The sequence below is a fragment of the Halorubrum sp. CBA1229 genome (genome assembly GCF_003721435.2).
Classification (GTDB): Archaea; Halobacteriota; Halobacteria; order Halobacteriales; family Haloferacaceae; genus Halorubrum.
Genome location: NZ_CP054585.1, coordinates 50,927 through 74,756 on the forward strand (window position 1 = coordinate 50,927; position 23,830 = coordinate 74,756).

The 23,830-nt window shown below is 68.1% G+C and carries 27 protein-coding genes; 10 read left to right on the forward strand and 17 right to left on the reverse strand.

The features are described 5' to 3' along the window. The first annotated feature begins 70 nt into the window (after positions 1–70). Positions 71–673: a CoA pyrophosphatase gene (locus Hrr1229_RS00240; protein WP_123114749.1), complete on the forward strand. Its 603-nt coding sequence runs from the start codon at positions 71–73 to the stop codon at positions 671–673. A gap of 53 nt (positions 674–726) precedes the next feature. Next, positions 727–1,074, forward strand: coding sequence for a hypothetical protein (locus Hrr1229_RS00245; RefSeq protein WP_123114748.1), 348 nt, complete (start codon positions 727–729; stop codon positions 1,072–1,074). A gap of 34 nt (positions 1,075–1,108) precedes the next feature. On the opposite strand, the gene Hrr1229_RS00250 is transcribed toward Hrr1229_RS00245, so the two are convergent. The 4 genes from Hrr1229_RS00250 to Hrr1229_RS00265 form a co-directional block, all read right to left on the reverse strand. Continuing rightward, positions 1,109–1,627, reverse strand: a complete 519-nt coding sequence (locus Hrr1229_RS00250) for a DUF371 domain-containing protein (protein WP_123114747.1) — start codon at positions 1,625–1,627, stop codon at positions 1,109–1,111. Positions 1,628–1,667: 40 nt separating this feature from the next. Further along, the gene (locus Hrr1229_RS00255; RefSeq protein WP_123114746.1) at positions 1,668–2,498 is read right to left on the reverse strand and encodes an amidohydrolase family protein; all 831 of its coding nucleotides are present in this window, start codon (positions 2,496–2,498) and stop codon (positions 1,668–1,670) included. A gap of 94 nt (positions 2,499–2,592) precedes the next feature. Further along, positions 2,593–3,780 carry a redox-regulated ATPase YchF gene (locus tag Hrr1229_RS00260; RefSeq protein WP_123114745.1) on the reverse strand — a complete coding sequence of 396 codons (1,188 nt, stop codon included), beginning with the start codon at positions 3,778–3,780 and terminating at the stop codon, positions 2,593–2,595. 92 nt (positions 3,781–3,872) lie between these two features. Then, positions 3,873–4,463 (reverse strand): hypothetical protein, encoded by a 591-nt coding sequence (locus Hrr1229_RS00265; protein WP_123114744.1) that lies wholly within the window; start codon positions 4,461–4,463, stop codon positions 3,873–3,875. A gap of 148 nt (positions 4,464–4,611) precedes the next feature. Between Hrr1229_RS00265 and Hrr1229_RS00270 the strand changes: the two genes are divergently transcribed. Then, complete coding sequence (locus tag Hrr1229_RS00270; protein ID WP_123114743.1) at positions 4,612–5,109, forward strand: halocyanin domain-containing protein; 498 nt, start codon at positions 4,612–4,614, stop codon at positions 5,107–5,109. An 89-nt stretch (positions 5,110–5,198) separates the two neighbouring features. Here Hrr1229_RS00270 and Hrr1229_RS00275 read toward each other — a convergent pair whose 3' ends face one another. Next, entirely contained in the window at positions 5,199–5,717 is a 519-nt protein-coding gene (locus Hrr1229_RS00275) for a hypothetical protein (protein ID WP_123114742.1), read from the reverse strand. A gap of 163 nt (positions 5,718–5,880) precedes the next feature. Between Hrr1229_RS00275 and Hrr1229_RS00280 the strand changes: the two genes are divergently transcribed. Both Hrr1229_RS00280 and Hrr1229_RS00285 read left to right on the forward strand, forming a co-directional pair. Beyond that, on the forward strand, positions 5,881–6,156 hold the full coding sequence (locus Hrr1229_RS00280; RefSeq protein WP_123114741.1) for a cytochrome C oxidase subunit IV family protein: 276 nt from the start codon (positions 5,881–5,883) through the stop codon (positions 6,154–6,156). A 104-nt stretch (positions 6,157–6,260) separates the two neighbouring features. Then, positions 6,261–7,010, forward strand: coding sequence for a GNAT family N-acetyltransferase (locus Hrr1229_RS00285; RefSeq protein WP_123114740.1), 750 nt, complete (start codon positions 6,261–6,263; stop codon positions 7,008–7,010). 26 nt (positions 7,011–7,036) lie between these two features. Here Hrr1229_RS00285 and Hrr1229_RS00290 read toward each other — a convergent pair whose 3' ends face one another. Then, positions 7,037–8,029, reverse strand: a complete 993-nt coding sequence (locus Hrr1229_RS00290) for an NAD-dependent epimerase/dehydratase family protein (protein WP_123114739.1) — start codon at positions 8,027–8,029, stop codon at positions 7,037–7,039. A gap of 85 nt (positions 8,030–8,114) precedes the next feature. Further along, positions 8,115–8,255 carry a hypothetical protein gene (locus Hrr1229_RS00295; protein ID WP_176329310.1) on the reverse strand — a complete coding sequence of 47 codons (141 nt, stop codon included), beginning with the start codon at positions 8,253–8,255 and terminating at the stop codon, positions 8,115–8,117. A 79-nt stretch (positions 8,256–8,334) separates the two neighbouring features. On the opposite strand from Hrr1229_RS00295, the gene Hrr1229_RS00300 reads away from it, so the two are divergent. Then, a complete protein-coding gene (locus Hrr1229_RS00300; protein ID WP_123114738.1) occupies positions 8,335–8,883 on the forward strand; it encodes a zinc ribbon domain-containing protein in 549 nt (182 codons plus the stop codon). A gap of 89 nt (positions 8,884–8,972) precedes the next feature. On the opposite strand, the gene Hrr1229_RS00305 is transcribed toward Hrr1229_RS00300, so the two are convergent. Next, entirely contained in the window at positions 8,973–11,471 is a 2,499-nt protein-coding gene (locus tag Hrr1229_RS00305) for a cbb3-type cytochrome c oxidase subunit I (RefSeq protein ID WP_123114737.1), read from the reverse strand. Next, positions 11,468–12,238 (reverse strand): cytochrome c oxidase subunit II, encoded by a 771-nt coding sequence (gene coxB, locus Hrr1229_RS00310; protein ID WP_123114736.1) that lies wholly within the window; start codon positions 12,236–12,238, stop codon positions 11,468–11,470. The genes Hrr1229_RS00305 and coxB overlap by 4 nt, the downstream gene beginning before the upstream one ends. A 254-nt stretch (positions 12,239–12,492) precedes the next feature. On the opposite strand from coxB, the gene Hrr1229_RS00315 reads away from it, so the two are divergent. Continuing rightward, complete coding sequence (locus Hrr1229_RS00315) at positions 12,493–12,948, forward strand: hypothetical protein (RefSeq protein WP_123114735.1); 456 nt, start codon at positions 12,493–12,495, stop codon at positions 12,946–12,948. A 107-nt stretch (positions 12,949–13,055) separates the two neighbouring features. Here the strand turns inward: Hrr1229_RS00315 and Hrr1229_RS00320 are convergent, their stop codons facing one another. After that, positions 13,056–13,256: a hypothetical protein gene (locus tag Hrr1229_RS00320; RefSeq protein WP_123114734.1), complete on the reverse strand. Its 201-nt coding sequence runs from the start codon at positions 13,254–13,256 to the stop codon at positions 13,056–13,058. Between the two features lie 160 nt (positions 13,257–13,416). Here Hrr1229_RS00320 and Hrr1229_RS00325 point away from each other — a divergent pair, with 160 nt between their 5' ends. Beyond that, the gene (locus Hrr1229_RS00325; RefSeq protein ID WP_123114733.1) at positions 13,417–14,526 is read left to right on the forward strand and encodes a GTPase; all 1,110 of its coding nucleotides are present in this window, start codon (positions 13,417–13,419) and stop codon (positions 14,524–14,526) included. A 29-nt stretch (positions 14,527–14,555) separates the two neighbouring features. Here the strand turns inward: Hrr1229_RS00325 and Hrr1229_RS00330 are convergent, their stop codons facing one another. Next, positions 14,556–15,704 carry an acyl-CoA dehydrogenase family protein gene (locus tag Hrr1229_RS00330; RefSeq protein ID WP_123114732.1) on the reverse strand — a complete coding sequence of 383 codons (1,149 nt, stop codon included), beginning with the start codon at positions 15,702–15,704 and terminating at the stop codon, positions 14,556–14,558. A 145-nt stretch (positions 15,705–15,849) separates the two neighbouring features. Here Hrr1229_RS00330 and Hrr1229_RS00335 point away from each other — a divergent pair, with 145 nt between their 5' ends. Next, positions 15,850–16,647, forward strand: a complete 798-nt coding sequence (locus tag Hrr1229_RS00335) for an RIO1 family regulatory kinase/ATPase (protein WP_123114731.1) — start codon at positions 15,850–15,852, stop codon at positions 16,645–16,647. Positions 16,648–16,671: 24 nt separating this feature from the next. On the opposite strand, the gene Hrr1229_RS00340 is transcribed toward Hrr1229_RS00335, so the two are convergent. The 6 genes from Hrr1229_RS00340 to Hrr1229_RS00365 form a co-directional block, all read right to left on the reverse strand. Further along, the gene (locus Hrr1229_RS00340; RefSeq protein WP_123114965.1) at positions 16,672–17,613 is read right to left on the reverse strand and encodes a DMT family transporter; all 942 of its coding nucleotides are present in this window, start codon (positions 17,611–17,613) and stop codon (positions 16,672–16,674) included. A gap of 113 nt (positions 17,614–17,726) precedes the next feature. Beyond that, on the reverse strand, positions 17,727–18,509 hold the full coding sequence (locus Hrr1229_RS00345) for an ABC transporter ATP-binding protein (protein ID WP_123114730.1): 783 nt from the start codon (positions 18,507–18,509) through the stop codon (positions 17,727–17,729). Beyond that, a complete protein-coding gene (locus tag Hrr1229_RS00350) occupies positions 18,506–19,294 on the reverse strand; it encodes an ABC transporter ATP-binding protein (RefSeq protein WP_123114964.1) in 789 nt (262 codons plus the stop codon). The genes Hrr1229_RS00345 and Hrr1229_RS00350 overlap by 4 nt, the downstream gene beginning before the upstream one ends. Then, positions 19,287–20,468, reverse strand: coding sequence for a branched-chain amino acid ABC transporter permease (locus tag Hrr1229_RS00355; protein WP_123114729.1), 1,182 nt, complete (start codon positions 20,466–20,468; stop codon positions 19,287–19,289). Before Hrr1229_RS00355 ends, Hrr1229_RS00350 begins: the two co-directional genes overlap by 8 nt. Beyond that, a complete protein-coding gene (locus tag Hrr1229_RS00360; RefSeq protein WP_123114728.1) occupies positions 20,465–21,424 on the reverse strand; it encodes a branched-chain amino acid ABC transporter permease in 960 nt (319 codons plus the stop codon). The genes Hrr1229_RS00355 and Hrr1229_RS00360 overlap by 4 nt, the downstream gene beginning before the upstream one ends. A 9-nt stretch (positions 21,425–21,433) precedes the next feature. Then, positions 21,434–22,753 carry an ABC transporter substrate-binding protein gene (locus Hrr1229_RS00365; protein ID WP_123114727.1) on the reverse strand — a complete coding sequence of 440 codons (1,320 nt, stop codon included), beginning with the start codon at positions 22,751–22,753 and terminating at the stop codon, positions 21,434–21,436. Between the two features lie 206 nt (positions 22,754–22,959). Between Hrr1229_RS00365 and Hrr1229_RS00370 the strand changes: the two genes are divergently transcribed. After that, entirely contained in the window at positions 22,960–23,826 is an 867-nt protein-coding gene (locus Hrr1229_RS00370; protein ID WP_123114726.1) for a proline dehydrogenase family protein, read from the forward strand. The last annotated feature ends 4 nt before the right edge of the window (positions 23,827–23,830 follow it).

A 23,830-nucleotide genomic window follows, 5' to 3' on the forward strand; every position in this document is an offset into this window, starting at 1 on the left:
GACGCCGCGCTCGTTTCAGATCGCCGGAACGCGGAGAAACGTTAACCCCTTCCGGGCGCCTACGCCCGATATGGACCTGTCGGGGCTGCGTCGGTACACGCCCGAAGAGGTGACTCGGGCGCGCCGCGAGGCCGCCGTGCTCGCGCCCGTCGTCGAGCGCGGCGGCGAGGCCCACCTGCTGTTCACCAAACGCGCGTCCCACCTCGGGAAACACCCCGGACAGATGAGCTTCCCCGGCGGCGGGCGCGAGCCCGAGGACCGAACCCTGACCGACACCGCGCTCCGCGAGGCGAACGAGGAGGTCGGGATGCGCCCGGACGAGGTCGACGTCTTGGGGCGCCTCGACGACACCCGGACTTCCTCCGCTTACCGGGTCCGGCCGTTCGTCGGCGTCGCGCCCGACCGCGAGTACGTCCCCGACGAGTCGGAGGTCGCGGAGGTGGCCGTCCTCCCCGTCAACGGGCTGACCGACCGCGCGAACTACGAGTCGGAGCGTCGTATCGGTCACCCGGAGTACGGCGACCACCGGGTCCACTTCTTCCACGTCGACGGCTACACCGTCTGGGGCGTGACGGGCCGGATGGTCGTCCAGCTGCTGGAGCGCACGACCGACTGGCGCGCGCCGGAGGAGGTTGACCGAGTGGTCGGCGCCGACGCCGAGCTCCCGATCTAACCGGTCCGGATTCGAACGAGCGATTTTAGTACGTACCAGCAAAATCCGCCGGCGTGTCCGAGCTCGTTGAGACGCTCCGCGGCGTCGACGGCGCCGAGGCGCGCGTGATAGCCAGCCTCGACTCCCTCGACTTCGATGTCGAGTACGTCCGGGAGGACCTCGAGTCGCGGTACTCCGACCAGGACCTCGAGTCCGCGTACCGGCTCGTCATGGCGAACCAGGTCACCGGCGACGAGTTCAAGGGCCTGATCGGCGAGGAGTTCGAGGCGCAGACGCTGTTCTTCGAGAACATCGTCGTGCTCGTGTTGCCCTCCGCGCGCTACGAGGCCGTCTTCGCGTCGTTCGACCGCGACGAGCCGTTCCCCGTCACGGACCTCGTCGACGCCGCCGTTCAGCGCTGATCGACCTGGAGACGGCCGTTCTGCGGCGCGTTCGTTACTCGGCGCGTTCGACCGCCAGCCGCAGCGCGATCGGGGCGCCGTCAGCGAGCGCGGCGACGAGATCGCGGTCGAGGTCGGCGGCCGCACCGTCGCCGTCGACGAGGATCGTGCGCTCGTCGTCGGTGTAGTCGCTCGTCCGCCCAACCATCGACCGGTCGTCGAGGAGCGTGAGATCGGGATCGCCGCGGCCGACGATCTCGTCGACGTACGCGGGGTCGTCGAGCTCGACCCCCTCGTCTCCGGGCTCCCCGACTCCGATCGTCGCCGTGATCGTCGCCTCCGCGTTTCGGCACGCCTCGCGGAATTCGGGGGAGAAGTCGCGGGGCGCGCGGTCGGCCTCGATACCGATGATACAGTCGCCCGCCGGCGTAAGCCAGTCGTCGGTTGTGAGCTCGACGGTGCTCGCGTGCTCGGCGGTGACGTGCTCGTGGCCGACGGCCCGAACGACCTCGACGAGGGGGTCGTCGCCGCCGTCACCGCCGTCGCTCTCGGCGTCGGTCTCAGCGTCGCTCATGTCCGTCGGCTCCGCAGCGGCGGGACAAGTGACCGTCGCTTCAGGCGTCGGCGCCCTCGGCGAGCGCGGGGATCAGCCGGGCGGGGTTCTTCGCCAGCACGCGGCGCATCAGGTCCTCCGAGACGTCGAGCGTGAGCACCTCCATCACGCCGACGTTCGGGTGGATGTCGGGCGCACCGGAGCCGAAGAGGACGCGGTCGGGGTGTTCTAAGACGCCGCGCTCGAGCACCTCGCGGTAGCGCACCGCGCTCGTGTCGACGTAGAGCCGGTCGTGCTCGTCGAGCAGGTCGAGCGTCTCGTTCATCAGATCGGCGTCGAGGGGGTAGCCGCCGAAGCTCGAGAGCACGAGCGGAAGGTCGTAGTCGAGGAGCTCGCGCTCGACCGCCTCGGGCGGGAACTCCCTGCCGGCGTGGACGAAGAGCGGGAGGTCGGCCGACTCCAGCCGACCGAGCACGTCCTCGTTCGGGAGGCCGTCGACGTGCGGGGCGAGCGTGAACCCGTGAAAGCGGTCGTCGTAGGAGTACTGCTCGACGTCGTCCGGCCGGGCGTGGTGGTCGTCGCGCTCGGCGCGGAGGTTCCGCACCGCGGCGACCGGGCCGTTCCCCGGGTCGCGCGGGCCGTTGAGTCGGGCGAACGCGACGAACGGGCGGTCGATGGAGAGCCGCGCGACCGCGTTGTTCGCGCGGAGGTAGCTCCGGCCGGGCGGGCGCCGGCCCGGGCTCGCGACCGCGCGCACGACGCCCGCTTGGAGCATCTCCCGTTCCAGCCGCTCGGGGGAGATGTCTCGGCCGTGCGTGGCGACCGAGGACTCGTCGGGGTCCAGCGTCGCGCGGGTGTCGACGATCCGGAAGTCGTGTTCGAGCCCGAGCATCTACCGGCCCGTCTCGGGGTATCCGGATGTGCCTGTCGGTCTCACGCTCGGGTCCCGTCGCTACCGGGTCCGACATCCTTGCCCCCGGACGCCCTCAGGGCCCCGCGGTCGAGACGATCTTCACCACGTCGCCCTCGCTCAGCTCGTGCTTCTCGCCGATCCGCCGCGAGGAGCGGGCGTCGACCGCGTGGAGGTACCCCTCGCCGATGTCGGTGTGGACCGCGTACGCGAGGTCCGGCGGCGTCGCCCCCGACGGGAGGAGGAACGCGTCCGGGAGGACGTTGCCCGTCCCATCGGTCCACTTCGAGGCGTCCTGTACCGGGTAGACGGTGATACGGTCGAGCAGGTCGTAGACGGCGGCGTTCAGCGCGGTCTGGACGCCCGTTCCGCCGTGTTCGGTCATCGCGTCGCGGATCGCGTCGAGCCCCCTGCGCTGCTCCTCGGAGACGTCGCCGAGGATCTCGAAGTCGCCGTCGCCCGGGTCGTAGTCGACGACGCCGGCCTCCGCGGCCCGGCGCAGACCGAGCTCGCCGTCGGCGGTCGCCGGGATCACCGGCTTGTCCGTCCCCTCGCGGATCCGGTCGAGCGCGCCCTCGGGCGCGGCGTCGACCTTGTTCGCGACGACGACGATCGGCTTGGTGCGGCGGCGTATCGCCCGCGCGAGCGCCTCGCGGTCGTCGCCGGTCCACGCCTTCGGATCGTCGGGGTACTCCAGCCCGCGGAGGACCGCCGTCACGTCGCGCTCGGTCGCGCCGAACCCGGTCAGCAGGTCCGTGATAGACGCCTCCAGGTCGAAGTCGGGCGACCGCGACTTCCGCTCGACGCTCTCCCAGTTGTCGTCGACGATGCCCGCGAGCCACAGGTCCATCTCCTCCTCGACGAAGTCCACGTCGTCGAGCGGGTCGTGCGAGCCGACCTCGACCGGTTCGCCCTCCGCGTTCGTCGCGCCCGAGGCGTCCACGACGTTCAAGACGACGTCCGCGTTCGTCAGCTCGTCGAGGAACTGGTTGCCGAGCCCCTTCCCCTCGTGGGCACCCGGCACGAGCCCAGCCACGTCGAGGAGCTCAACCGGGACGTACCGCTTCCCGCCGCGACAGTTCTCCGAACCGCACCGCTCCTCGCGGTCGAGACAGGGGCACTCCGTGCGGACGTGGGTGACCCCGCGGTTCGCGTCGATCGTCGTGAACGGGTAGTTCGCGACGTCGACGTCGGCCATCGTCGCGGCCGTGTAGAAGGTGGACTTCCCGGCGTTCGGCTTTCCCGCCAACGCGACCGTGATCATAGTCGAGGGTCGCGGCGGGACGAAAAGCGCCTTTCGGTCGCCCGCGCCCCGGTCATTATTTGCCGACCTCCCGGTCGACGCCCGCTGACCCCCTACGGAAACTCCACGAGGTCGTCGTCGACGCCGCGGAGACTCTCGGCGAGCTTGGAGTCAGGGGGTACCGCATTCAGGAACGCCTCGGAGCCGAACTGCGCGTCGCCGTTCACCGACACCATTCCGAGGTCCGCGGGGTCGCCGTCGAGCCCGGTGAGGAACGCGACGGTGCGGACGGCCGGAACGTCGTCGACGCGGGCCGCGACGTCGACGGAGCCGTACAGCGACCGGTGGGTCGCCACGTGGTGCACGCAGGTCGGCGTGGGCGCGAACAGCAGCAGGAATCGCGCGCCCGGCTCGGTGCGACCCAGCTTCGGCCGGAGCGCGTGACGTTCGTCGCCGTGAAAGTACCGCTCCATGCGCCGGTACTGGCGCAGGATCTCGTTCGCCCCGGTGGCTCGGCGCACGGCGGCGTCGGCCTTGAGCTCGATCACGTGATCGACGCGCTCGGGCGTCCGCAGCCGGACGTACGCGTCGACGACCCCGCGACGCCCGTCGGCGTCGTACGGCTCTTCCAGCCGGATCTTCGGGTCGTCGTGGGCGGCGGCGTAGTGGTCGACGACGCGCGTCGCCAGCTCGTCCTCCCGCATCGATTCGGACCACGGCGCCGACGGCGAATAAAGCCGCCGACGGCGGGGCGCCGATCGGCGCCCCCGACCCCCGCTCGGACCCTTCGACGGTTCCGGCGATCCGGATTTCGTCAAGGGGTTTGTAAGGCTCGAACCCCTACGTTCGACGATGTCTGATAGACTGAGTAGACGGCGGTACGTCGCTGGAACCGGGGCCGCGCTGGCCCTCGGAACGCTCGCCGGCTGTTCCGGCGGCGGAGGGGACGGCGGCGACGGCAACGACGTCCCCATGGAAGACGACGTCCCGAGCGCGATCGACGACCACCTCGCGGAAGCCCGGCTGTACGAGGGGACCATCGCCGACTACACCGGGCAGGACGAGGTCACCGTCTCGGTCGGCGCCGGAGAGGTCGGCTTCGCGTTCGACCCCCCGGCGATCCGGATCGACTCCAGCACGACCGTCGTCTGGGAGTGGACCGGCGAGGGCGGCGCCCACAACGTCGAATCCGTGGAGGGGTCCGAGTCCGACTTCAGCAGCGGTAACGCCGTTAGCGAAGAGGGCTCGACCTTCGAGCAGTCGTTCGACAACACCGGGATCCAGCTCTACCGGTGTACGCCGCACGAGGCCAACGGGATGCTCGGCGCCATCGAGGTCGTCGAGAGCTAAGTCCGGGTCGCTCCCGTCGCGGGGTTCGACTTTTACGGACGCGTCGGGACCTGTGCCACTAGCTTAGCCCTCGAGAGTCGAGACGCAACTCAGGGGAGGTACGACCAGCGCACGTCCACGATGCGGTCGTGCTCGCTCGTCACGGTCGGTCGCGCGAGGTGGTCGTTCGCGTTGACGCCCGCCTCGGCCAGCCCGATGAGGGCGTCTTCGAGCGATCGATCCGAGCGCTCGACCGACGGGTCGCGCTCGTAGGGGGCGTCGATCGGCTCCCCGGGGTCGTTCGCGACCGCGACCTCGTCGGCGAGGTCCCCGCCGATGGCGCGCGGCGGCTGGTGGAACCGCCAGTCGCCGACCGTGAGGAACAGCCAGACGTCGCCGTTGATGGCGTGGTACTCCCCGGTGACGGCCGAGTCCTCGTGGGCGACGATCCGCGACAGAACCGCCGTTTTCGTCCGGTAGAGGGCGTCTTTTCGCGCGGAACGGACGTTGCTCTCGGTGACGTCGCCGCGGTCGTAGGCGGCGGTCGCCTCGTCGGCGAACTGCTTCGCGACCTTGTTGACGACGTACAGCGATTCGAGCAGGTCGTCCGTCGGTTCGAGCGGATCCACGGTGGTGCCTCGTTGGTGTCGGAGTCACGTCCGCGCGTCGAAGACATAGGCGTTTCGGGGTCCCGCGGACCGCGAGCGGACGTCGCACGGGCCGCGAGCACGCGCCGGAACGGGGGCCGGATGGTTAATTCTTTAAGCACACGGACGAAGGTGAGGCCAAGAAATGTCGGACGACTCGCTCAAACTGTACACAGCGATATACGTCGCGCTCCTGGTCGCGGCGACGCTGAACTTCGTTCTCTTCGAGGCCGCGTTCCTCGACTTCACGTACGCCCAGGCGCTCGGCGGAACGCTGCTGATAGCGACGGTCAAGACGCTGCTCATCGTCGCCTACTTCCAGCACCTCCGGTGGGAGAACCGCTCGCTGACCTACGTGATGGCGCTCGCGCTCGCGCTGACCATGCTGCTGATGGCCGCGGCGACGTACTCCATCTCGTAGCGCCGTCGCCCGCTCCTCCCGGTCTCCGAGTTTCGCCCGAATCGAGTGCGGCAGTTCTGACACGTTCGGGCGTGTTTTTTGTAGTCGTGTGTGAAGGGTATCGTATGGAACTCCGCGACGCCACCGCAGCCGACGTCGACGCGATCCGCGAAGTCGCCCGCGAGTCGCTGCTCGCCTCGTACGACCACGCCGTCGAGGAGGCGCTGCTCGCCGAGGCGGTCGACAAGTGGTACGACTCCGACGACCTCGTCGCGGACATCGACGACGAGAGCACCGTCTGCCCCGTCGCCGTCGTGGACGACGACGTGGTCGGGTTCGCCGAGAGCTACGTGGTCGGGCGCCGGGAGCGGGTCGGCGAGATCGACTGGGTGCACGTCCACCCGGACCACCGCGAGTCCGGGATCGGCTCCGCGCTCCTCGAGCGCGTCGAGGCGGAGCTCAGCGACGCGGACGTCGACCGCATCGAGGCGCGGGTCCTCGTCGCCAACGAGGCCGGCACCGCCTTTTACGAGGCCGAGGGGTACGAGCTCGTCGGCGAGCGTGCCGTGGAGATCGGCGGGGAGACGTTCGACGAGCGGGAGTACCGCAAGCAGGTCAGCCGGCTGACCGGGATCTCCGAGGGCGTCGTCGAGACGGACGCCGGCGACACCGTCTACGTCGCCTTCGACGAGAACGAGCGGGGCTCTAAGGGCCCCTTCTACGTCGCCTACGCCGACCCCGACCGAGAGCAGCGGTACGGCTACTTCTGCGGGAACTGCGAGGGGACCGACATCGCCATCGACACGATGGACCGCATGGAGTGCACCGACTGCGGTAACCGGCGGAAGCCGTCGCGGTGGGACGCCGCCTACTGAGCCAGACGCTCAGTCGCCGAGCCGATTCATAAGGTGTCTTTCACGCCGAGCACCCGCTCCTCCGCCTCGCGGCCGGGGTCCCACTCGCTCCCGTCGCGCTCGGCCTCTCGGTGCTCGGCGACGGTCCGGGCCATCGCCTCCTCGATCGGGGTCGACTCCCAGCCGAGGTCGGCGAGCGCGCACGTGTCGAGCAGGTGCGGGTACTCGCGGTAGAGCGCGAACTCGTCAGGTTCGAGCCCGCCGGCCGCGAGGGCGTCGGCGCTCGCGGGCACGACCTCGCAGTCGGTACCGGCGACCTCGGCGATCGTCGTCACCGTCTCCTCGAGGGTGAGCGCCCGGCGGTCGCCGACGTTGTAGGCGGCCCCGGGCTCGCCGCGCTCGGCGACGATCCGGAGCGCGCTCGCGACGTCTTCGACGTACGCGCGGTGCCAGAGGTTCTGGCCGTCCCCGGGGACGACGACGCGGTCGTGCGAGAGCACGCGGTCGATCCAGTAGTCGAGCCGTTCCGTGTAGTCGTACGGGCCGTAGACGATACACGGGCGGACCGCAGTCGCGTTGACCCCGTTCTCGGCGGCGTCGAACACGACCCGGTCGCCCTCGGCCTTCCGGTTGCCGTACGTCTCCATGCTCTCGTCGGTCGCCTGTTCGGGCGTACACGGCTGGAGCGGCGTCTCCCACTCGCGCTTCGGGATCTCCTCTTCGGCGTAGCTCGACCCCGACGAGACGTACACGTAGCCGTCGACGTCGGCGAACACGTCGACCGCGGCCTCGACGTCGGCCGGATGGTAGGCGACGCAGTCGATCACGATGTCCGGCTCCGCCGAGAGCTTCGCCGTTCGGAGGTCGCGCTCGTTCGTCCGGTCGCCCTCGACGTGCGTCACGCGGTCGTCGCCCGCGAAGGGGTTCTCGTGAGTCCCGCGGTTCAGCATCGTCACGTCGTAGCCGTTCCCGAGCAGATCGGAGACGGTGTGTCTCCCGATGAACCGCGTGCCGCCGATAACGAGCGCCGTGTCGGTCATACCGATCCTCGGGCCAGCGCCCTCAAAAGCGTGACCGAAGCGGACCGGGACAGGCGAGTCGGCGGGAGGATCGGATCTCCGCCCCTCAGTCGTCGGCGCGCGGTCCGTCGCCGCGCCACCGCTTGTAGAGGAGGTACGCGATCCCGAGGCCGAGGACCCACGTTCCGACCCCCACCACCGCGAATCCGATCCCGACGAGAAAGTCGCCGGCCGGGATACCGAGCATACCACGACTCAGCGTCTCGGCCTCATAAACGCTCCGAGCGAGGGGCAGTTACACGGTCCCGGGGTCCGTAGCTCGCGCCATGACAGACCGCAGTCGCCGTCGACCGTGGCTCGCCGTGCTGTTGGCGCTCGTCGTCTCCGGGCTCGGACACGCGTACCTCCGCCGCTGGGCGCGTGCGTTCGGCTGGTACGTCGCGGTCACCGCGACGCTCGTCCTCGTCGTTCCCGACGCGGCGGTGGATCGGCTCGTCGCCGGCGACCCGCCGCCGATCGCCGATATCGCCCCGGCCGTGCTCGTCGTCGCCGCCAGCGTGATCGACGCGTACGTCCTCGCGCGCCGCAACAACCGCGAGTACGAACGCGACAAGCGGACGAAGGCGGGAGCGACCTCGGAGCGAGTGACCTCCGGAACCGCGCCGGAGCGGGCGGACACGGGAGCGTCGACGGGACAGACGGACCCGGGAGCGTCGACAGGCCGGACGGACACCGAGACGCTGACCGATCGCTCCGACCGGTCGACGGTCGACGACGGGGGCGACGTCGAGGCGGTGTCGTGTCCGCACTGCGGCCGCGAGACCGACCCGGCGTTCGATTTCTGTCAGTGGTGCGCCGAGCCGGTCGACGAGTGAGGACACGGGAGAGCGGCGCGGGGGCTAACGGGACGCGGCCAAAATACAAAAGAACCCGACAAAAACCGAATGCGGCGGCGAACGCCGCCTCAGAAGAGGTAGAACAGCGGGAAGATGAACACCCAGACGATGTCGACGAAGTGCCAGTAGAGGCCGAAGTACTCCACCGGCCGCTCGTCCTCCAGGTAGTGCCCCTGGTACGCCCGGACGAACAGGTAGCAGGCGATCAGGAGCCCGATGACGACGTGGAGCCCGTGGAGCCCCGTGGTGACGTAGTAGATCGACGCCTGAACCGGATCTCCGTGGGCGTTCGAGCCGATCATCACGCCGCGGTCGAACACCTCGTGGTGCCACTCCCACATCTTGATGCTGAGGAACGTGAGCGAGAGCAGAATCGTCGCCCCAAGCGAGGCCAGCAGCCCCTGCCGGCTCTTCCGGTGGGCGGCGACGAGCGCCAAGATCACGGTGAACGAGGAGGTGATCAGCACGAACGTGTTGATGAGGCCGGGGAGCGACTCCGTCAGCGGCTCCCACGTCATCCACCCGGCGTTGTACCGGACGAAGATGGCCGCCGAGAGGAACGCGCCGAAGACAATCACGTCGGACGCCAGGAAGAACCACATCCCCAGCTTCACCTTCTCGACGCCGTTGAACGGCCACCGCTCGGCGAACTCACTGGGCGGTGCGTAGAAGTCCTCTAACCCCCACTTCACGCCGCTCGCGATCAGCCCGACGAGTCCGACGACGATGAACACCGGGTACATCACGTTCGAGATCTCGACGCTCGTCGACGCGAGCGACTCGCCCACGATGAACGTGACCGAGTCGGCGAACCCGGAGAGCCCGAACAGGAAGAACCCGGTCATCAACGAGAGGGCGAACGGCCAGATGCTCGCGTGGCTCGGGTGTTTGTCCCAGTACGGGTACTCCTTGATGTGGTCGGAGTGCGTGTCGCCGCCGTCGGTCGCGGCGTTCCCGTCGCCGTCGGTCTTCACCGCCGGACCGCCGTCGGGAACGTAGTCTTTCACGAACTCGAGCTTGCCGGACGCGTACGATGGGCGGTTCGGCCAGTTCTCGAGCGGCGGCGGCGAGGAGACGGCCCACTCGGCGGTCCGCGAGTAGTCCCACGGATTATCGCCCGCCTCCGGTCCGGAGACGTACGACTTCGCGAAGTTGTAGAACATGATGAAGAAGGAGAACCCGAGGATGAACGCCCCGATCGTCCCGATCTGGTGGAAGGTCTGGAACTCGGGGTTGTACTCGAAGACGCGACGCGGGGTCTCCCAGCCGAGGAACATGGAGAAGTACACCATGTTGAAGCTGACGAAGAAGATCACGAAGTGGAGCTTCCCCAGCAGCTCGTTGTACATCTTCCCGGTCACCTTCGGGAACCAGTAGTAGGCGCCGCCGAACAGCGCCGTCGCGCCCCCGAACATCACGTAGTGGAAGTGCGCGACCACCCAGTAGGTGCCGCGGAACTCGTAGTCGAGGACGATGGCGCCGAGGAACACCCCGGTGATGCCGCCGAGGATGAAGAGTAGCAGCGCGCCGAACGCGAAGAGGAACGGCGTCGTGAACTGGATCCGTCCCTTGATCAGCGTGTAGATCAGCGAGAAGACGACCAGGTCGAAGGGGAGCGAGATACCGATGGTCGTCGCCATCATCAGCGTCTTGATCTCCAGGTTGATCGTCGTGAGGAACATGTGGTGCATCCACACGAGGAACGACTGGACGGAGATGAGACAGATGGCGATGATGACCCACTTCCGGCCGACGAGCCGGCGCCCGGAGAACGTCTGGAACAGCTCCAGCATGACCCCCAACGCCGGGAAGAAGACGATGTACACCTCCGGGTGACCGAAGAACCAGAACAGGTGCCCCCACAGGAGGGAGCCGCCCTCGGTCGCGGAGAAGTACACCGAGCCGAGCACGCGGTCGGAGGCGAGGATGAGCCCGACGGCGAGCAGCGCCGCGAACGCGAACAGCATCATCCACACGGTTGCGAGGATTCCCCAGGTGAACATCGGCATGTCCATGATCCCCATCCCCTCGGCCCGGGAGTGGTGGATCGACGTGAGGAAGTTCACCGTCGACGCCGTGATACCGATCGTGAACATCGCCAAGGCGAGCACCGCCCCGGTCGACCCGATGCTCGGCGTGTACATCGGGACGTTGAGCGGGGCGTACATCGTCCACCCCGCGCTCAGCGTACCGCCCTGGAAGAAGCTGATCCCCAGCAGCACGCCGGAGAACAGGTACATCCAGTACGAGAGCGCGTTCAGCCGCGGGAACGCGAGGTCGTCGGCGCCGATCTGGAGCGGAACGAAGTAGTTCGCGAACCCGAAGCCGAACGGCGAGAGGAACCAGAACACCATTATCAGCCCGTGGGCCGTGACCGCCTCGTTGTACGCGAGCCCGGAGAGCACCTGGTTCGCGGGGTCCCAGAGCTGGACGCGGATCAGCAGCGCGAGCACGCCGCCGAACAGCAGGAAGAACAGCGCCGTGATCGTGTATAAGATTCCGATGTCCTTGTGGTTGGTCGTGACGAGCCAGCGCTTGACGGACGTCGTCGGCGGGAGCTCGCTCATGCGGGGACACCTCCGACGGCGGCGGCGTCGATGCTCGCGCTGGAGGAGTTGCCGGACTCACCCTCCGTGTTCTCGTACCACTCCTCCCACTCGTCCTGCGGGATGACCGTGATCTGGCCTTTCATCGCCGAGTGTCCGGAGCCGCACAGCTCGAAGCACTCGACCCTGAACGTCGCCTCGCCGCCCTGCGCCTCGACCTCTTCGGAACTCACGGAGAACCAGTTACTGTTGGACTCTCCGGGGATGGCGTCGGATTTTATCCGTAACTCCGACGAGCCGAAGTTGTGCCACACGTCGCGTGAGGTCACCTCGATGTCGATCCGCTGGTCGGCCGGCACGATCATCTCTCCCGTCGTGGTGTGGCCGTTCGGGTACTCGTACTCCCAGCCGAACTGGTACCCCTCGACGAGGATCTCGATGTCGCCCTCGTCGCCCGTGTCGGGACCCTCCTCGACGTAGAGGAGAATTCCGTACGCGTACACGACGAGACTAATGACGACGATCGCGCTCAGACCGAACGACAGGAAGAGCTTCTTTGCTTTCGGACCGCCCTGTCCCGTCGGGAGCTCGCCGACGGTCGGCGCGTCGAAGTCCTTTCTCGGTTCGCCCCCGTCGTCGCGGTACTTGTACACGTTCCACAGCGTGTACGCGACGACTATCGTACCAACGAGCGTACCGAGCGCGAGGAAGACGAAGAAGATCTCGTCGAAGACCTCCGCCTGCGCGCGCCAGTCGCTCCCCTGTTGCAGGATAATTGGATCTATCATGTTCGTCTCTCTGCTCTTGTTCCTCCCTTGGCGATGGTACACTTAGCTCTTGTGTAGCGAGACCAGAAGCGCCGGTCCGAGCCACCGCGTGAGACGCGTCTGCGACGCCGCGGGCGCGGGGTCGACCGTCCACCGAACCGCACCGGATCGGACGTGTCTTTGAACCGGATCGGACGCGAATCGGGAGCCGAACCGGACGAGTATACGAAGGCTATTTGTACACGCGAACGGACCGGCTAATAACGAAACTCACCATGGTCACACTCTCGCTCTTGAGCACGGCACTAATGGGGCTGCTCGCCGCGGCCACCTTCCTCGCCGTCGCGCAGGTCGGCGCGCAGCGAACGGCGCCCGGAACGGACGAATCGCCCGACAGATACGCCGCGGTCGTCGGTGCGCTCGCCGACATCGTTCGGAAACCGGTCGTCTGGGCCGTCGCGTTCATCGTCATCGCGGTCGGCATCGGCGGCGTCGCGTTGCTCGCGGTCGGCGACTTCGGACTGCCGGAGGGGCTCTCCGGTAGCCTCCTCGGCGTCGCCTACGCCGCTGTCGGACTGCTGGTGACCGGGTTCGTCTTCCTCGGTGCGTACTTCGGCGCCCGCGGGCGCGGGCTGGGCAACGCGCACGGCGTCGCGGCCGGCTCGTTCGCCGCGGGACTCGTCTTCCTCGTTCTCATCGCGGTCCAGCTCCTCGTCGGCGTCGTCGGCTGAGACCGGTTCCGCGTCTCTTTTCTGCAGACCGGCTCGCGCCGACCGCAGGCTCTCCGGCCGTCTCGCGCCGATCGCGGGGGAAGCTCAGCGATTAAAAAAAAAATTCGCTACGCGACCGCGACGCCGTTCCGGGCGAGGAAGTCGCTTGCGGCCTTGATCTCGACGGGGCTGCCGATGATTCGGTAGTAGCCGTCGGCCTCGACGACGGTCACGGTGAACCGGTCCCGGAGCCGCTCTCCGATGCCCTCGAGGGCGTGACACGGGAGGACGATCTGGGTGCTGTCACGGAGGCTCGACGGATCGGGCATTCGACGTGCAGACGGATCGTGCGTCGCGGATATAACCGTGTCGAATCGTCAACACGATGGTGGAGATTCGCACGGTCCGCCGGGGCGTCGGAACCGCGGACGGACCGCCCGGCGGCCCGAAGGAACACCTTTAACGAGCCGAACGGCCGACTGTACGCTAATGGGACTGGAAGAGGAGATTGAGGACCTCCGCGAGGAGATCGCCAACACGCCCTACAACAAGGCCACGGAGGCCCACATCGGGCGCCTGAAGGCGAAGCTCGCGGAGAAAAAAGAGAAGCTGGAGAACCAGTCCTCCGCCGGCGGCGGTCACGGCTACGCGGTCGAGAAGCACGGCGACGCCACGGTCGCGCTGGTCGGGTTCCCGAGCGTGGGGAAGTCCACCCTCATCAACGCCCTCACCAACGCCGACAGCGAGGTCGGCTCCTACGAGTTCACGACGCTCGACGTCAACCCCGGCATGCTGAAGTATCGCGGCGCGAACATCCAGATCCTCGACGTGCCGGGCCTGATCGAGGGCGCCGCGGGCGGTCGCGGGGGCGGGAAGGAGGTCCTCTCGGTCGTCCGGACCGCGGACCTGGTCGTGTTCATGCTCTCCGTGTTCGAGATCGAGCAGTACGACCGCCTCCGCGAGGAGTTATACGAGACCAACATCCGGCTCGACACGGAGCCGCCGAACATCAACATCCGGAAGACCCACAAGGACGGGATCGGGGTGACGATGAGCGACGACGTGAGCCTCGACGAGGGGACGGTCAAGCAGGTGCTCCGCGAGTACGGCTACGTCAACGCCAAGGTGACGATCCCCCACGACCTCACGATCGACGAGCTCGTCGACGCGGTCATGGACAACCGGGAGTACCTCCCGTCGATGGTGACGGTGAACAAGGCCGACCTCATCGACAAGAGCTACCTCCCGACGGTCAAAGAGGAACTCCGCGAACGCGACCTCGACCCCGACGACGTCCTCTTCATCTCCGCGGAGAAGGAGCTCGGACTCGACGGGCTCAAAGACCGGCTCTGGGAGGAACTCGGCCTCATCCGCATTTATATGGACAAGCCCGGCCGCGGCGTCGACTACGAGGAGCCGCTGGTCTTATTCGAGGGCGACACGGTCGGCGACGCCTGCGAGAAGATCGGCGGCGAGTTCGACGAGCGGTTCAAGTTCGCGCGCGTGTCCGGTCAGAGCGCGAAACACGACGACCAGCAGGTCGGCAAGGGCCACGAGCTGGCGGACGAGGACGTGCTCCGGATCGTCGCGCGGAAGTGAGTCTGCGAGTTATCGCGTGAGTCCGTGAGTCAGAGCCCCAGCTCCCGGCCGAGCACGACGTGCTGTATCTCGCTGGTCCCCTCGCCGATCTCCATCAGCTTCGCGTCGCGGTAGAACCGCTGGGGAGCGAAGTCGGTCGTGTAGCCGTAGCCGCCGAGCGTCTGGACCGCCTCCTCGGCGACCTCGCGGGCGGCCTCGCTGGCGTCGAGCTTCGCCAGCGCCGACTCACGCGTCACCGACTCGCCGGCGTCGTACGTCGTCGCGGCCTTGTGCGTGAGCAGCCGCGCACGCTCGGTCTGCCGGTGCATGTGGACCACCTTGTCGCGGATCGCGTCGAACTTCGCGATCGGCTTGCCGAACTGCTCGCGCTCGCCGGCGTACTCCTTGGCGGCCTCGTAGGCGCCCTGCGCGAGCCCGACCGACAGCGCCGCGATGGAGATCCGCCCGCCGTCGAGCGTCTTCATCGTCTGCGTCCACCCGTCGCCCTCCTCGCCGAGCAGCCGGTCCTCGGGGATCCGGACGTCGTCCAACTGGATCTCGCAGGTCGGCGAGGAGTTGAGTCCCATCTTGTCCCAGACGGTCGTGACCTCGAACCCGTCGTCGTTCTCCGGGTCGACGATGAACGTCGAGATGCCGTCGTACCCCGCGCCGGGGTCGGTGACGGCCTTCACCAGCACGCTGTTGGCGACGTTGGCGTTCGTGATGAACTGCTTCGTCCCGTTCAGCACGTACTCGCCCGCGTCGGCGTCGAACTCGGCGGTCGTGTCCATGTCGGAGGCGTCGGAGCCGCTGCCGGGCTCGGTGAGCGCCCACGCGCCGATCCCGCCGCCCTCGGCGAGCGGGCGGAGCCACTCCTCCTTCTGTTCGGGCGTCCCGAACAGCTCGATAGGCTTCGCGCCCAGTGAGGTGTGGGCGGCGTACGAGAGCCCGATCCCGCCGGAGACGCGGCCCAGTTCCTCGGTGACGAGGGCGTACATGAGCTGATCGCCGCCGAGCCCGCCGTACTCCTCGCTCACCGGGACGCCCATCATATCGAGGGCGTTCAGCTCGGCGAACACCTCGTCGGGGAACCGGTGTTCGTCCTCGATCTCCTGGGCGATCGGCCGGATCTCCTCCTCGCAGAACTCCCGGACGGTGTCGCGTATCATCCGGTGTTCCGCGGGTAGCTCGAAGTCCATGGGCAAGAATTGCGACCGCTCGACATAAACGATGCGAACGTTCGTGAATGTTTGGCGGCCGTCTCGGCACGCGCACCGGCCGAACGGCGCTCTGGCCGTTCACCGAGGACGCCATTTAAGCGTCGGCGCCGCGTTCGGTTCCCACATGGAGCTCCGCCGGCTCGTGCGCGGTCGCGTGGACTGGCCCGACATCGAGCGGGTCGTCCGAGAGCTGGCGGACCGGTACGACCGCGACGAGATGCGGGTGCGCTTCCTCGACGCGGACAACTGGCTGTCGACGCCGATGGTCCTCGACGACGACCTGTTCGTGAAGGTGATCACGAGGCAGAACACGCTCGTCCACACGCTGTTCACCACCGGGCGCAACCTCGGCGCCGTCTCCGCCGGCACGGAGGGCTTCTTCGAGCGCTACGAGACCCCCTACGAGATGGCCCGTCACGAGCTGGAGGCGACGCGGAAGGTCCGCGAGCTCGGCGTCAACGCCCCGGAGCCGGTCGAGGCGCTGGAGGTCGGCGACCTCGGCGTCGTCGTGTTGGAGTACCTCCCCGAGTTTCGGACGCTCGACGAGCTCGACCGGGGGGCCGTCGGGGAGCTGGCGCCCGCGCTGTTCGAGACCCTCCGGACGATCCACGACGCCGGGCTCGCACACGGCGACCTCCGGGCGGAGAACGTCCTCGTGCGCGACGGCGACCTGTACGTCATCGACGCGACGAGCGTGAGCGAAGAGGGCCGCGAGTCGGCGCGGTCGTACGACCTCGCGAGCGCGCTCGCCGCGCTGGAACCCCTCATCGGCGCGCCGGACGCGATCGACGCCGCGCTGGAGAGCTACTCCGCCGCCGAGCTGCTCGCGGCCCGGCGGTTCCTCGACTTCGTCGCGATCCGCCCGGACCACGACTTCGAGGCCGCGGAGCTGAAAGGGGAACTGGAGAAGCGGACGACGTAGCGGGACCGCGGACCCGCCGGCCTCTCAGGCTTCTCCCGCGGCCGGCTCCGGCGAATCGTCGGGGGATGCGGCGCGCTCTCGGCTCACGATCCAGATGCCGACGGCCATCAGGGCGCCGCCCGCGAGGAAGCCCGACCCGAGCGCCTCCCCCAGCAGCGCGGCACCGAACGCTGCCCCGACGGCGGGCTGCGCGAAGAAGAAGACGGCGACGGTCCCCGCGGAGACGTACTCCAGGCCTTTGTACCAGAGGAACCACGCCGCCGCCGTCGACGCGAGCCCGAGGTACAACACGGCGCCGGCCGACTCGAGGGTCACCGGGAGGTCGGCCGGCGAGAGCCCGACGTACCACAGCTCGACGGCGGCGGCGACACCCAGCATCGGGACGCTCGCCAGCGACGAGTACGTCGCCGCGCGGAGCGCCCCGTGGCGCCTGACCGCGCGGAGCCCCCAGACGGTGTAGCCGGCCCACCCCGCGCTCCCGACGAGCAGGAGCGCTACGCCGACGAGGTTGCCGGCGGCGATAGACGCGATCTCGTACTGCCCCGCGATGACGACCGCGGTGCCGATCCCCGCGACGGCCATCCCGGCGGCCTTCGTCGCCGTGACCCGCTCGCCGAGCACGAGCGCGCCCAACGCGACGGTGAACACGGGCGTCAACACCGTCAGCAGCGATCCCTGACTGGCGTTCGTCAGCTCGGTGCCGACGAACTGGGTGGCGACCGTCAGCGTCACCCAGCCGCCGAGCGCCGCGAACGTCCGCCACTCCTCGCGCGCCGGTCCGGGACCGCCGCGGCCGGCGACGACGAGCCAGAGCGCTCCGGCTCCGAGCGCGACCCGGAGGAAGCCGAGCGTCATCGGCGGGACCAGCGTGAACCCCCACTTGCTGACGACGTACATCCCGCCCCACAGCGCCGCGGCTGCGAGGGGAGCGAGGGCGAACGCGTACCGTCCGAGCGTGGCTGGCATGGAGTGGAAGACGGGCCGAATCGCGGTCCGTTCGCGGGAGGGCGGCGGCACGTGTTGAATACGGCGATACGGGTCGAAGTCGGTGACGCGAGTCGAAACCGGGACGGGGAGACTCAGCCGCCCAGGTACAGCTGCGAGACCTCCTCGTCGTTCAGCAGCTCCTCGGGCGTTCCCTCGAACCGGACGGTCCCTTGGTCGAGGACGTAGCCGCGGTCGGAGATGCCGAGCCCCTTCGTCACGTTCTGCTCGACCATGAGGATCGCCGTGTCCATGTCGTTGACCTCCCGGACGTCCTCGAACACGTCGTCGGCGGTGTTGGGCGCGAGCCCCGCCGACGGCTCGTCGATGAGGAGCACGTCGGGCTCCATCACCAGGGCCCGGGCGAACGCGAGCACCTGCCGCTGACCGCCGGAGAGCGTCCGCGCCTTCGCGGTGCGCTTCTCCTCGATGATCGGGAACCGGTCGTACAGCGTCCCGATCACCTCGTCGAGGCCGCCGTCGCGGGCGACGCCGCCCATCCGGAGGTTCTCGTCGATCGTCAGCGAGCCGAACACGTTGTCGGTCTGGGGGACGTAGCCGATCCCCTCGCGGACGATCGCCTCTGGCGCCATCCCGCCGATGTCGCGGCCGTGGTACTCGACGGTCCCCGTCCACGGGGTCAACATCCCGAACGCCGTCTTGAGGACCGTCGACTTCCCGGCTCCGTTGGGGCCGACGAGACAGACGATCTCGCCCGGGTCGAGTCGGACCGAGCAGTCGTCGAGCACCTGTACCTCGCCGTACCCGCTGTCGACGCCCGACAGCGAGAGCACGGGGTCGGTTCCGCCGCGAGCCCCGTCCGCAGGCCCGGTTCCGTCGTGAGCCCCGTCCGCAGGCCCGGTTGTGTCGTCGCTCATGTCCCGCCTCCGAGGTACGCGTCGATGACGCGGTCGTCGTTACGGACCCCCTCCGGCGTCCCCTCGGTCAGGACGTGTCCCTGATCGAGGACGACGATCGGGTCCGCCAGGTCCATCACGAACTCCATGTCGTGCTCGATGAGCAGGAACGTCGTCCCCTGCTCGTTGAGCCGCCGGATCTGGTCCTTGAGCTTCTTCGCCAGCGTCGGGTTCACCCCCGCCACCGGCTCGTCGAGCAGCAGCACCTCCGGCTCGGCGAGCATCGCCCGCGCGAGCTCGACGAGCTTCATCTGCCCGCCGGAGATGTCGGTCGCGGGCTGGGCGGCGAGGTGGTCGATCTCGAAGTCCGCCAGTATCCGCTCCGCCTCGGCGAGGTTCTTCGACTCGCTCTCGTCGACCGACCCCGGCGAGGTGAACAGCGTGAGGAACGACTCGCCGGGCTGTTTCCGGGGGCCGACGAGCATCGCCTCGCGGACCGTCATCCCTTCGAGCTTGCGCGGGGTCTGGAACGTCCGAATGAGCCCGTGGTCGGCGACCTCGTACGGTTCCATCCCGGTCACGTCGGTCCCGTTCACCTCGACGGTCCCGCCGTCCGGTTCGTAGAAGCCGGAGATGAGGTTAAAGAGGGTCGACTTTCCGGCGCCGTTCGGGCCGATGAGTCCGGTGATCGTGCCGCGCTCGACCGCGAACGTCGCGTGGTCGGTCGCCGCGAGCCCGCCGAACGACTTCTGGAGGTCGTTGACGCGCAGGACGGCGTCCTTCTTGGGGAGGGCGCCCTCACTCATCGCCGCCACCTCCCTTCTGTTCTCGGACGCCGCTGTCGGGCGTCTCGGGCGTTCCGCCGCCCTCGACCGCGCTCGGCCAGATCAGCTCCCGCTGCGGCGGAAGGACGCCCTGCGGCCGGTAGCGCATCACGGCGACGATCACGACTCCGATCAGCAGCAGCCGCAGCGGTGCGGGGTCGATCGGCAGCGCCACATCGTTTAAGAATCGGGTCCCCTCGCGGATCGTGACGATCACGATGCCGCCGAACAGCGCTCCGCGGTTGGAGCCGCTACCGCCTAAGATTACGGCGACCCACGCGTAGAACGTCGTGATCGGGTCCAGATCGCCCGGCCCGACGTAGAGGTTCAGGTGTGCGTAGAACACGCCCGCCAGCGCCATGATCAGGCTGCCGAGGATGAACGACTGCATCTTGAACGAGTAGGTGTTCTTCCCGAGCGCCCGAGCGAGGTCCTCGTCGGAGCGGATCGTGCGCAGCACGCGCCCCCACGGCGACTGATGTGCGCGCCGAAGGACGAAGTACGCGGCCCCCGCGAACGCCAGCACCAACAGGACGTTCAGCGACGCCTGCCAGAACGCCGTCTCTAAGATTACCGGCGACCCGGGGATCACCTCCAGCCGGAGCCCCGGCATCGCCTCCGGGAACGTCGAGAGCACCGGCCACCCGACGAAGAAGCTCGGGATGCCGCGCAGCCCCGCGCTGCCGTTCGTCAGCCAGCGCTCGTTTAAGACGATCAGCCGCACGACCTCGGCGAGCCCGAGCGACGCGATGGCGAGGTAATCGGCGCGGAGCCGGAGCGTCGGGATACCGATGATCAGCGCCAGCGCGAGCGCGACGACGAGCGCGACGGCGAGTCCGACGAGCGGACTGAAGCCGCCGGCGATCGGCGAGCCGCTCGCGGTCATCAGCGCGGTGCCGTACGCGCCGATGCCGAAGAACGCGGCGACGCTGAAGTTGATCAGTCCCGTGAACCCCCACTGGGCGTTCAGCCCGAACGACAACAGCGAGTACATCCCCGCCAGTCCGACGAGGAACAGGAAGTACGTCGGACCGAGCGCGCCGGTGAGCATCGCGACGAAGAGGAACAGCACGAACGCGACGCTGACGCCGAGCACCCACTCCTCCGGGCGGCTCAGGTCGGCGACCGCCGCCCTCGGGTCGTCGAGGAGGCTCACGTCGCAGCCTCCCCGGCGATCCCGTTGGGCCGGACCAACAGCACGACGACCATGATCACGAACGCGATCGCGTTCGCGTACTCGATGGTGATCATGTTCTCGATCACGGTCGCGAGCCAGTTCGGACGGATCGGTAGCGCCTCGACCACGTTGGAGAAGAACGGCGTTAGCTGGTTTATCATGCCGATGAGGAATCCGCCCGCCATCGCGCCGTACACGGAGCCGATCCCGCCGAGGATCACCGCCGCGAAGATCACCAGCAGGAGGTTAAACCCCATCCGGGGCGCAAGCTGGTTGAAGAGTCCGAGGAACACGCCGCCCGCGCCGGCGAGCCCGGCGCCGATGACCCACGTCCACAGCTTGACCCGCTTCGTTCGGATACCGCTGACCCGCGCGAGGTCGGGGTTGTCCGCCATCGCGCGCATCTTCCGACCGAGGTCGGTGTACTGGAGCAAGACGTGGAGCCCGACCACGAGCACCACCGCCGATCCGAATATCGCGACGTCGTGGAGCGTTATCCGGACGCCGTACGGGACCAACGCCTCGATCGGCCGCAGCGGTTGGAGGTCGAACCGGGTGAAGTCGGAACCGAACCGGATCTGGATCACCGCGCGGTAGATGAACGCGATCCCGATCGACGTGATCAGCAGGCCGATCGAGTCGACGTCGAGCGGCTCGTAGATGAGCTTCTCGGTGGCGACCGCCACCACCGCCGCGGCGGCGATGCCGACGACCAAGGCCACGAAGAAGCCGTACGGGAGTCCCAGCACCGCGCCGCCGAGCCCGCCGACCGCGCCGAAGGTCACGAGCGCCGAGTACGCGCCGATCGTCATCGTGTCGCCGTGTGCGAAGTTCGCGAAGTCCGCGATGCTGTACACCAGCGACAGCCCGATGCTCCCGAGGACGATGATGCTGCTGAACACCAACCCGTTAGCCAGGTATCCGAGAACGGTCATCGGTCGGGATTACCCTTCGATGAAGTCGATGCCTTCGTACGCGTGGTCTTGGACCTCCAAGACCTGAAGGAAGCCGACCGGGTCCCCGTTCTCGTCGAAGTCGATGGGGCCGCTGACCCCCTGGTAATCGACGTCGTCGGGGCCGCCGCCGTCCGCGAGGATCTCGCTGGCGGCCTCGAACGAGGTCACCGTCTCGCCCTCGGGGCCCGAGACGCGCCGAACGGTGTCCTGGAGCGCCTCGCCGGTGAACTCGTCGGCGGCCTGAATCGCGAGCGCGGCGTTGATCACGCAGTCGTACGCGTACGCCGCCCACGAGGTCGGCTGCTGGCCGTACTCGGACTCGAAGGCGTCCGCGAACGACTGGTAGTTCTCCTCCTCGACGGGCGCGGACGGAACGACGATCTTCATCTCCTCGATGCTCCCCTCGGGGGTGTTCTCGAGGACGTTGTCGCCGGAGACGGAGTCGGCGCCGTAGAACTGCGCCTCGTACCCCGAGGAGTACACCTCGTTGACCATCGTCGCGAACTCGGCCTGATAGGTGATGAACAGCCACGCGTCGGCGCCGGAGCTGTTCATCTCCGAGATGACGCTGGAGTACGACTGCTGGTCCTGGTCGTGGGGCGTGTTGTAGACGATCTCGCCGTCGTACGCGTTGACGAACGCGTCGGTGAGGCTCTGGCCGTAGTCGTTGTTGACGTAGGTGATCGCCACCTCGTCGTAGCCGTCGTCGCTGATCAGGTTCGAGAGCGCGAGCGACTGGCTCCGTCCCGACGGCGACATCCGGAGCAGTCCCGGGAACTCGGTGAGGTTGAGGCCGGTGGAGTTCTGGCTCAGCTGGACGACGTCGGACCCCTCGACGACGCTCTCGTAGATGGCCAGCGAGACGCCGGAGCCGACCGCGCCGATCAGGAACGGGACGCCGTCCTGGTTGACGAGCTTCTGGGCGGCAGCGATCCCGCCCTGGTTTTCGCTTTCGGAGTCCTCGACGACGATATCGAGGTCTCGCCCGTTAATGCCGACCTCGTTGACGCGCGAGAGAGCGAGGTTGACGCCGCGCTGGTTCCGCTCGCCGAACGCCGACAGCGACCCGGTCTGCGAGTCGACCATCCCGACCTCGTAGGCCTCCGTGGAGTCGTCGCTGTCGCTTCCGTCGTCGGATCCGTCGCTCCCGTCGTCGCCGTCGCTTCCGTCGTCGCCGTCCGACCCGTCGCTCCCGTCTCCGCCGTCGTCGGTCGTGCTCAGACAGCCCGACAGGGCGACGAGCCCCGCACCGCCGGTCAGTTTCAGCAGCGTTCGCCGGTCCGCCAGATCCGTGGTATCTCGTGACATATGTGACCTGGTATCTCCGTGGACATCGGGGTATCTTAACCCCGGCCCGTCCATGGTCGGGCCGCCCGTACATGTTCCTCTCCGCCGCCGCGATAGGCGGTCGTGGCACGGGCGGGGGATTGGAGTGGAATATTTATTTGGTCTTTTAATACTCGTAATAATTGGTCGGGTGCCCATATATACCGATACGGATCCGCGGTGTGGATATGATACCGCCAATCGCGAGCAACTTCGTCGCAGGGGAGACTCCGGAGGCGGCGCTCGACCACGTCGAGGGGCTCAACGACCGCGGCGTGGCCGGCATCCTGAACCTGCTCGGCGAGCACTACGAGGAGCGACCGCCGGCCGACGCCGACGCCGACGCGTACGTCGACCTCGTCGGGGCGATCGCGGAGCGCGGCGTCGACGCCTGCGTCTCCGTGAAGTCGAGCCAGATCGGCCTCGACGTCGGCGACGACGTCTTCGAGGAGAACCTCGCGCGCATCGTCGAGGCGGCCAACGCCCCGGCGGCGACCGGTCCGGACGGGACGGGGCCGTTTGTCTGGATCGACATGGAGGACCACGAGACCACCGACGTGACGCTCGACGCGTTCGAGCGGCACGCGGTCGCGACCGACGGCAACGTCGGCGTCTGCGTGCAGGCGAACCTGAAGCGAACGCGGGACGACCTCGAGCGGCTCGCCGACCTCCCGGGGAAGGTCCGGCTCGTCAAGGGCGCGTACGACGAGCCAGCCGAACTCTCGTACAAGGAGAAGGCCCGCGTCGACGAGTCGTACCGCGACTGCCTCGCGTACATGTTCGAGGCGTTCGACGACGGGATCGCCGTCGGGAGCCACGACCCCGCGATGATCGAGCACGCGAAGGAACTGCACGCCGAGCACGGCACCCCCTACGAGGTGCAGATGCTGACCGGCGTCCGGGAGTCGGCGCAGTTCGAGCTCGCGGCCGAAGACGACGTGGCGGTCTACCAGTACATCCCGTACGGGACCAAGTGGTTCTCCTACTTCTACCGGCGGATCCGAGAGCGCAAGTCGAACGCGCTGTTCGCGCTGCGAGCGGTCGTGGGGAACTGATCCG

Excerpts from the sequence above, each read along its gene's own strand:
- Hrr1229_RS00240 (WP_123114749.1), top strand. The coding sequence starts at position 71 with ATGGACCTGTCGGGGCTGCGTCGGTACACGCCCGAAGAGGTGACTCGG.
- Hrr1229_RS00250 (WP_123114747.1), bottom strand. The coding sequence starts at position 1,627 with ATGAGCGACGCTGAGACCGACGCCGAGAGCGACGGCGGTGACGGCGGC.
- Hrr1229_RS00255 (WP_123114746.1), bottom strand. The coding sequence starts at position 2,498 with ATGCTCGGGCTCGAACACGACTTCCGGATCGTCGACACCCGCGCGACG.
- Hrr1229_RS00260 (WP_123114745.1), bottom strand. The coding sequence starts at position 3,780 with ATGATCACGGTCGCGTTGGCGGGAAAGCCGAACGCCGGGAAGTCCACC.
- Hrr1229_RS00265 (WP_123114744.1), bottom strand. The coding sequence starts at position 4,463 with ATGCGGGAGGACGAGCTGGCGACGCGCGTCGTCGACCACTACGCCGCC.
- Hrr1229_RS00270 (WP_123114743.1), top strand. The coding sequence starts at position 4,612 with ATGTCTGATAGACTGAGTAGACGGCGGTACGTCGCTGGAACCGGGGCC.
- Hrr1229_RS00280 (WP_123114741.1), top strand. The coding sequence starts at position 5,881 with ATGTCGGACGACTCGCTCAAACTGTACACAGCGATATACGTCGCGCTC.
- Hrr1229_RS00285 (WP_123114740.1), top strand. The coding sequence starts at position 6,261 with ATGGAACTCCGCGACGCCACCGCAGCCGACGTCGACGCGATCCGCGAA.
- Hrr1229_RS00290 (WP_123114739.1), bottom strand. The coding sequence starts at position 8,029 with ATGACCGACACGGCGCTCGTTATCGGCGGCACGCGGTTCATCGGGAGA.
- Hrr1229_RS00295 (WP_176329310.1), bottom strand. The coding sequence starts at position 8,255 with ATGCTCGGTATCCCGGCCGGCGACTTTCTCGTCGGGATCGGATTCGCG.
- Hrr1229_RS00300 (WP_123114738.1), top strand. The coding sequence starts at position 8,335 with ATGACAGACCGCAGTCGCCGTCGACCGTGGCTCGCCGTGCTGTTGGCG.
- Hrr1229_RS00305 (WP_123114737.1), bottom strand. The coding sequence starts at position 11,471 with ATGAGCGAGCTCCCGCCGACGACGTCCGTCAAGCGCTGGCTCGTCACG.
- coxB (WP_123114736.1), bottom strand. The coding sequence starts at position 12,238 with ATGATAGATCCAATTATCCTGCAACAGGGGAGCGACTGGCGCGCGCAG.
- Hrr1229_RS00315 (WP_123114735.1), top strand. The coding sequence starts at position 12,493 with ATGGTCACACTCTCGCTCTTGAGCACGGCACTAATGGGGCTGCTCGCC.
- Hrr1229_RS00320 (WP_123114734.1), bottom strand. The coding sequence starts at position 13,256 with ATGCCCGATCCGTCGAGCCTCCGTGACAGCACCCAGATCGTCCTCCCG.
- Hrr1229_RS00325 (WP_123114733.1), top strand. The coding sequence starts at position 13,417 with ATGGGACTGGAAGAGGAGATTGAGGACCTCCGCGAGGAGATCGCCAAC.
- Hrr1229_RS00330 (WP_123114732.1), bottom strand. The coding sequence starts at position 15,704 with ATGGACTTCGAGCTACCCGCGGAACACCGGATGATACGCGACACCGTC.
- Hrr1229_RS00335 (WP_123114731.1), top strand. The coding sequence starts at position 15,850 with ATGGAGCTCCGCCGGCTCGTGCGCGGTCGCGTGGACTGGCCCGACATC.
- Hrr1229_RS00340 (WP_123114965.1), bottom strand. The coding sequence starts at position 17,613 with ATGCCAGCCACGCTCGGACGGTACGCGTTCGCCCTCGCTCCCCTCGCA.
- Hrr1229_RS00345 (WP_123114730.1), bottom strand. The coding sequence starts at position 18,509 with ATGAGCGACGACACAACCGGGCCTGCGGACGGGGCTCACGACGGAACC.
- Hrr1229_RS00350 (WP_123114964.1), bottom strand. The coding sequence starts at position 19,294 with ATGAGTGAGGGCGCCCTCCCCAAGAAGGACGCCGTCCTGCGCGTCAAC.
- Hrr1229_RS00360 (WP_123114728.1), bottom strand. The coding sequence starts at position 21,424 with ATGACCGTTCTCGGATACCTGGCTAACGGGTTGGTGTTCAGCAGCATC.
- Hrr1229_RS00365 (WP_123114727.1), bottom strand. The coding sequence starts at position 22,753 with ATGTCACGAGATACCACGGATCTGGCGGACCGGCGAACGCTGCTGAAA.
- Hrr1229_RS00370 (WP_123114726.1), top strand. The coding sequence starts at position 22,960 with ATGATACCGCCAATCGCGAGCAACTTCGTCGCAGGGGAGACTCCGGAG.